We start from the raw sequence: 6,085 nt of genomic DNA, 5'->3' as shown, positions 1-6,085 counted from the left end.
TCAAAACAACGCACCCCACCCCCGGCGCGATAGGGTGGGTTACCCCGGGTGTCCCCCCCGGCCTACAAAAAATTCTGGGGCCATAACCCCAAATTTTTGGCTTAAAACCCCCCCTTAATGGGCGTCGTCGAGAGCCGATCGGGGTACCTCAGCCGAGTTGAGAGCGCAGCTCCTCCGCGGTCGTGACAGGCCGCTCGCACACGTACCCACGGCACACGTACGCGGCGGCGGCGCCGTCGACCAGCGGACGATCGGCGAGCAGCGGCACGCCGTCGGCGTCGGGTGTCCCGCTCACGACGACGGCACCGTCCGGCAGTGACGCGACGGCCGCGGCCAGCAGGTCCGCGCGCGAAGCGGCGTCCGGCCCGACGACGGCCACCTGGACCGGGCCGGCAGCGGCGGCTTCGGCGACCGTGAGCCAGTGCCCGGCGAACCGCGGCGCGTGGGCGGCGAGCCGTCCCGCACGCGCCAGCGCCTGTTCGGCGGCCTCTCGGTAGCGGCCCACCTGGTCGTGCCCGGCCAGCACGGACGCGGTCAGCAACGCGTTGGCCAGCGCCGACGCACCCGACGGGCTCGCGTTGTCCGTCGGGTCGGAAGGCCGCTGCACCAGGACTTCCGCGTCGTCGGCCGTGTCGTAGTAGGCGCCCGGCGACTCCGGGACGCCGAAATGGGCCAGCGCGAGGTCCAGCAAGGTGATCGCGTCGGCGAGCCAACGCGGTTCTCCGGTCGCCTGGTGGAGTTCGAGCAGCCCTTCGGCGAGGCACGAGTAGTCCTCCAGCACCCCGGCCGTCGTCCCGACGACGCCGTCGCGTGAGGTCCGGCGCAGGCGCCCGTCCACGAAATGGTTCTCCATCAGGAAAGCCGCGGCACGAGCGGCCGCGTCGATCCACTGTGGACGGTCGAGTCGCGAGCCCGCTTTGGCGAGCGCGCCGATCGCGAGCCCGTTCCACGCGGCGATCACCTTGTCGTCACGGGCGGGCTGGGGACGTCCGTTCCGCGAGGTCAGCAGCGCGCGACGGACCCGCTCGTAACGCATTTCGTCCTCTGGATGCGGGTCGCGCAGCCGCAGGGTCGACGCGCCGTGCTCGAAATTGCCCCGCTCGGTGACCTGGAACAGCTCCGCCGCCCAAGCACCGTCTTCCTCGCCGAGCACTTCGGCGAGTTGCGCAGGTGTCCAGACGTACGTGAGCCCCTCGACGCCGTCAGTGTCCGCGTCGAGCGAAGCAGCGAAGCCTCCTTCAGCCGTTCCGAGGTCGCGAAGCAGGAATTCCGCGGTCTCTTCGACCGTCCGCCGCGCGTACTCATGGCCGGTCACGCCGTGGAACTGCGCGTAGAAACGCAAGAGCAAGCCGTTGTCGTACAACATCTTCTCGAAATGCGGCACTTCCCAGCGCGCGTCGACCGAGTAGCGTGCGAAGCCACCGGCGAGCTGGTCGTTCAGCCCGCCGAGCGCCATCGCCTCGGCCGTGTGCTCGACCGAGGCGAGGTCCGACCCGGTGCGCTCGTGATGGCGGAGCAGGAAGTTCACCGCCATCGTCGGCGGGAACTTCGGCGCTCCCCCGAATCCGCCGCTCTCGGCGTCGTACTCCTTGTGCAGCGCGGCGACAGCGGACTCCAACGCCGCACCGTCCACAACGGACTCCGGCAGCGGCCCGCTCTTCTCCGTGAGGTGGGCGATGATCTGCCGGGCACCGGAACGCAGCTCCTCCGGGCGCTCACCCCAGGCCTCGGCGACAGCGACGAGCAGCTGCGAAAACGACGGCATCCCCGGCCGCGGTGAAGGCGGGTAGTAGGTGCCGCAATGGAACGGCTCGCCCTCCGGGGTCAGGAAACACGTCATCGGCCAGCCGCCCTGACCGGTCATCGCCTGCGTGGCCGCCATGTACACCGAGTCGATGTCGGGGCGCTCCTCGCGGTCCACCTTGATGTTGACGAAGTTCGCGTTCATCAGCGTCGCGGTGGCTTCGTCCTCGAAGGATTCGTGCGCCATGACGTGACACCAGTGGCAGGCCGCGTAGCCGACCGAAAGCAGGATCGGTACGTTCCGCCGCTTCGCCTCGGCCAGCGCTTCCTCACCCCAGGGCCACCAGTCCACCGGGTTTTCGGCATGCTGGAGCAGGTACGGACTGGTCGCGGCCTTCAGGCGATTCGACATGCCACCAGGGTCGCACGCGGAAAAGCGGGCGCGCGGAACGGCCTTCTGCGCGACACTGACCCGGTGTTGCTGACCATGACGACCACCCGTGAACCCGCCACCGACCTGGGCTTTCTCCTGCACAAACATCCGGAGAAGGCGCAGCCGGTCACGCTCTCGGCCGGGACGGCGCACGTCTTCTACCCCGAGGCGTCCGACGAGCGCTGCACCGTCGCGCTGCTGGTCGAGATCGACCCTGTCGACCTCGTGCGCGGCGGCGGGACGTCGTTGACCCAGTACGTCAACGACCGGCCGTACGCGGGTGGCTCGTACCTGGCGGTGGCGCTGCGGGCGGCCTTCACCACGGCGCTGGCGGGCCGGTGCGCGAACCGTCCGGAGCTGGTCGACGAACGCTTCCCGCTGGAGATCCGGGTCCCGTCGCTGACCGCGCGCGGCGGCGCCGAGGTCGTCCACAAGCTGTTCGAACCCCTGGGCTGGCAGGTCGAGGCGAAGACGATCCCGCTCGACCCCGAATTCCCGCGGTGGGGCGATTCCCGCTACGTCGACCTCCGGCTGACCGGGACGCAGCGCGTCGTCGACGCGTTGCGGCACCTGTACGTCCTGCTGCCCGCTCTCGACGGCGACAAGCACTACTGGATCGGCCAGGACGAGGCCGACAAGCTGCTGCGCGTCGGCGAGGGCTGGCTCACCGGGCACCCGGAACGGGACCTGATCACCAACCGGTACCTCGAACGACGTCGCCCGATCGTCTCGTACGCGCTCTCGCGGCTGGCCGAAGCGGACGACGTGCCGGCCGAGACCGAAGCCCGCGTCACCGAACTGCCGGACAGGCCCGAACCGCTGGCCGTGCAACGCCACGGGAGCGTGCTCGCGGCGCTCCGGGCGGCGGGCGCGCGGCGCGTGCTCGACCTCGGCTGCGGTGGTGGCGCGCTGCTGCGCGTACTCCAGAAGGAGCCGTCGTTCACCGAGATCGTCGGTGTCGACGTGTCCGCGAGCGCGCTCGACATCGCCGACAAGCGGCTCAAGGACAAAGCGCGGATCACGCTGCGGCAGTCCGCGCTGACCTACGCGGACCCGTCGCTAGCCGGGTACGACGCGGCCGTGCTGATGGAGGTGATCGAGCACGTCGACGAGGAGCGCCTGCCCGCGCTGGAGCACGCCGTGTTCGGTGTGGCCGCGCCGAGGACGGTGCTCGTCACGACCCCGAACGCCGAGTACAACCGGCACTTCGAATTCCTCGAAGAGGGCCGGTTCCGGCACGCCGACCACCGTTTCGAATGGACCCGCGAGCAGTTCCGCTCGTGGGCCGGGGGCGTCGCTTCCCGGCGCGGTTACGACGTCCGCCACCTGCCGGTGGGACAAGAGTCCCAGGAATCAGGACCGCCGACCCAAATGGCGGTCTTCACGTCTCGAAAGGAGGCCGTGGCATGAAACTGACCATTCCCGACATGTCCCTCGTCGTGCTCGTCGGCGCCTCCGGCTCCGGCAAGTCGACCTTCGCGCGGACGCATTTCGCGCCGACGCAGGTGCTGTCCAGCGACTACTTCCGCGGTCTGGTGGCCGACGACGAGAACGACCAGAGCGCGTCGGCCGCCGCTTTCGACGTACTCCACTACGTCGCGGCGAAGCGGCTCGAAGCGGGCCGGATCACGGTGATCGACGCGACGAACGTCCAGCGCGCTTCCCGCGCGAGCCTGCTGAAGCTGGCGAGGGAGCACGACGTCATGCCGACGGCGATCGTGCTGGACCTGCCGGTGAAGGTCTGCCACGAACGCAACGAGGCACGCCCGGACCGCGACTTCGGCGAGCATGTCGTCCGCCGTCAGCGCGGCGAACTGCACCGCTCGCTGAAGTCGTTGGAGCGCGAGGGTTTCCGCCGGGTCCACGTACTGCGCAGCGTCGCCGAGGTCGCCGAGGCGGAGATCGTCGTCGAGCCGCTGCGCAACGACCGCCGCGAGCTGACCGGACCGTTCGACGTCATCGGTGACGTCCACGGCTGCCGCGAGGAACTGGACGAACTGCTCACCGAACTGGGTTACGTCGACGGCGTGCACCCGGAGGGACGGACCGCGGTGTTCGTCGGCGACCTCGTCGACCGCGGCCCCGACACCCCAGGGGTGCTGCGCCGCGTGATGGCGATGAGCGAGGCGGGCAGCGCGCTCGTCGTCTGCGGTAACCACGAACAGAAACTGGTCCGCGCGCTGAACGGGCGCAACGTCAAGGTGACGCACGGTCTCGCGGAGTCGCTGGAGCAGCTTTCGGCTCAGGACGAGGACTTCCGCGCGAAGGCGCACGCGTTCTGCGAAGGACTCATCGCGCACTACGTCCTCGACGGCGGCAAGCTCGTCGTCGCGCACGCCGGTCTGCCCGAGAAGTTCCACGGGCGCGCGTCCGGCCGCGTGCGGAGCACCGCGCTCTACGGTGACACCACCGGCGAGACCGACGAGTACGGCTTGCCGGTGCGGCTGCCGTGGGCCCGCGACTACCGCGGGGCCGCGATGGTCCTCTATGGACACACGCCGACACTGGAACCGGAGTGGATCAACGGCACCATGTGTCTCGACACGGGCTGTGTCTTCGGCGGCAAGCTGACCGCTTTGCGTTACCCGGAGCGGGAAGTCGTCTCGGTGAAGGCGAAGAAGGTCTGGTACGAACCGGCACGCCCGCTCGAACCGGAGCGGCCGCTGGGCGGACGCGAGCCCGCCGTACTGGAGCTCGGCGACGTCACCGGCAAGCGGATCGTCGAGACCCGCCACCACGGCCGGGTCGGGGTTTCCGCCGAACAGTCGGCGGCCGCCCTGGAGGTGATGAGCCGCTTCGCCGTCGACCCGCGCTGGCTGCCGTACCTGCCGCCGACCATGGCGCCGTGTTCGACGTCGGCCCTGGACGACTACCTCGAACACCCGGAAGAGGCTTTCGCCGAGTTCCGCGCGGCGGGGGTCGATCACGTGGTGTGCGAGGAAAAGCACATGGGATCGCGTGCCGTCGTGCTCGTGTGCCGCGACGACGACGTGGCTCCCGCGCGGTTCGGGATCCGGGGACCCGGCGCCGTCTACACCCGCACCGGGCGGCCGTTCTTCACCCCGGAGCAGAACGCGCGGCTGCTCGCCGGCGTACGGGAAGCGGCGGCCGAACTGTTCGAGGAACTGGACACGGGCTGGCTGCTGCTGGACGCCGAACTGCTGCCGTGGAGCGCGAAGGCGGAGTCGCTCATCGCCGGGCAGTACGCGGCCGTCGGCGCGGCGGCTCAGTCCGTGCTGCCCGCGGCTGTCGCCTCCCTGGACGCGGCCGCCGCTCGCGGGATCGACGTGTCTTCGCTTCTGGCGCGGACGCGGACCCGAGAGTCCACTGTGGACGCGTACCGGCGGGCGTACCGGCGCTACTGCTGGCCGACGGACGGCCTCGACGGCGTCCGGCTGGCGCCGTTCCAGGTGCTGGCGTCGGAGGGACACACGTACCACGACCGCCCGCACGAGTGGCACCTCTCGCTGCTGGACCGGCTCACCGGCGACCTGTTCACCCGGACGCGGACCCTGGCAGTCGACACCACCGACCCGGCGTCGGTGGCGCGGGGCGTCGAATGGTGGCTGGACCTGACCGGCGCGGGCGGCGAGGGCATGGTCGTCAAACCGGCGGCGAACCTGACGCGCGGCGCGCGTGGCCTGGTGCAGCCGGGGGTGAAGGTGCGCGGGCGCGAATACCTGCGGATCATCTACGGGCCCGACTACACGCTGCCGGAGAACCTCGAACGGCTGCGCAAGCGCGGGCTGCACCGGAAGCGGGCGCTGGCGTCGCGCGAGTACGCGCTGGGGCTGGAGGCGCTGGAGCGGCTGGCGCGCGGAGAACCGCTGTGGCGGGTGCACGAGTGCGTGTTCGCGGTGCTGGCACTGGAATCGGATCCGGTCGACCCGCGCCTCTGACGCGCTTCGG

At 70.3% G+C, this 6,085-nt stretch carries 3 protein-coding genes; 2 read left to right on the top strand and 1 reads right to left on the bottom strand.

Translation table 11 applies throughout. The annotated features are described in order from the left end of the window. Positions 1 to 148: 148 nt before the first annotated feature. Positions 149 to 2,155 (bottom strand): thioredoxin domain-containing protein, encoded by a 2,007-nt coding sequence (locus tag ACFWMR_RS08555; RefSeq protein ID WP_378377931.1) that lies wholly within the window; start codon positions 2,153 to 2,155, stop codon positions 149 to 151. Between the two features lie 63 nt (positions 2,156 to 2,218). Here ACFWMR_RS08555 and ACFWMR_RS08550 point away from each other — a divergent pair, with 63 nt between their 5' ends. Together ACFWMR_RS08550 and ACFWMR_RS08545 are read left to right on the top strand one after the other, a co-directional pair. Beyond that, positions 2,219 to 3,586 (top strand): 3' terminal RNA ribose 2'-O-methyltransferase Hen1, encoded by a 1,368-nt coding sequence (locus tag ACFWMR_RS08550; protein WP_378377930.1) that lies wholly within the window; start codon positions 2,219 to 2,221, stop codon positions 3,584 to 3,586. After that, positions 3,583 to 6,075: a polynucleotide kinase-phosphatase gene (locus tag ACFWMR_RS08545; RefSeq protein ID WP_378377929.1), complete on the top strand. Its 2,493-nt coding sequence runs from the start codon at positions 3,583 to 3,585 to the stop codon at positions 6,073 to 6,075. Before ACFWMR_RS08550 ends, ACFWMR_RS08545 begins: the two co-directional genes overlap by 4 nt. The last annotated feature ends 10 nt before the right edge of the window (positions 6,076 to 6,085 follow it).

Source organism: Amycolatopsis thailandensis, from assembly GCF_042723255.1.
Taxonomy (GTDB): domain Bacteria; phylum Actinomycetota; class Actinomycetes; order Mycobacteriales; family Pseudonocardiaceae; genus Amycolatopsis; species Amycolatopsis thailandensis.
This window is presented reverse-complemented; position numbering and strand designations above follow the sequence as displayed.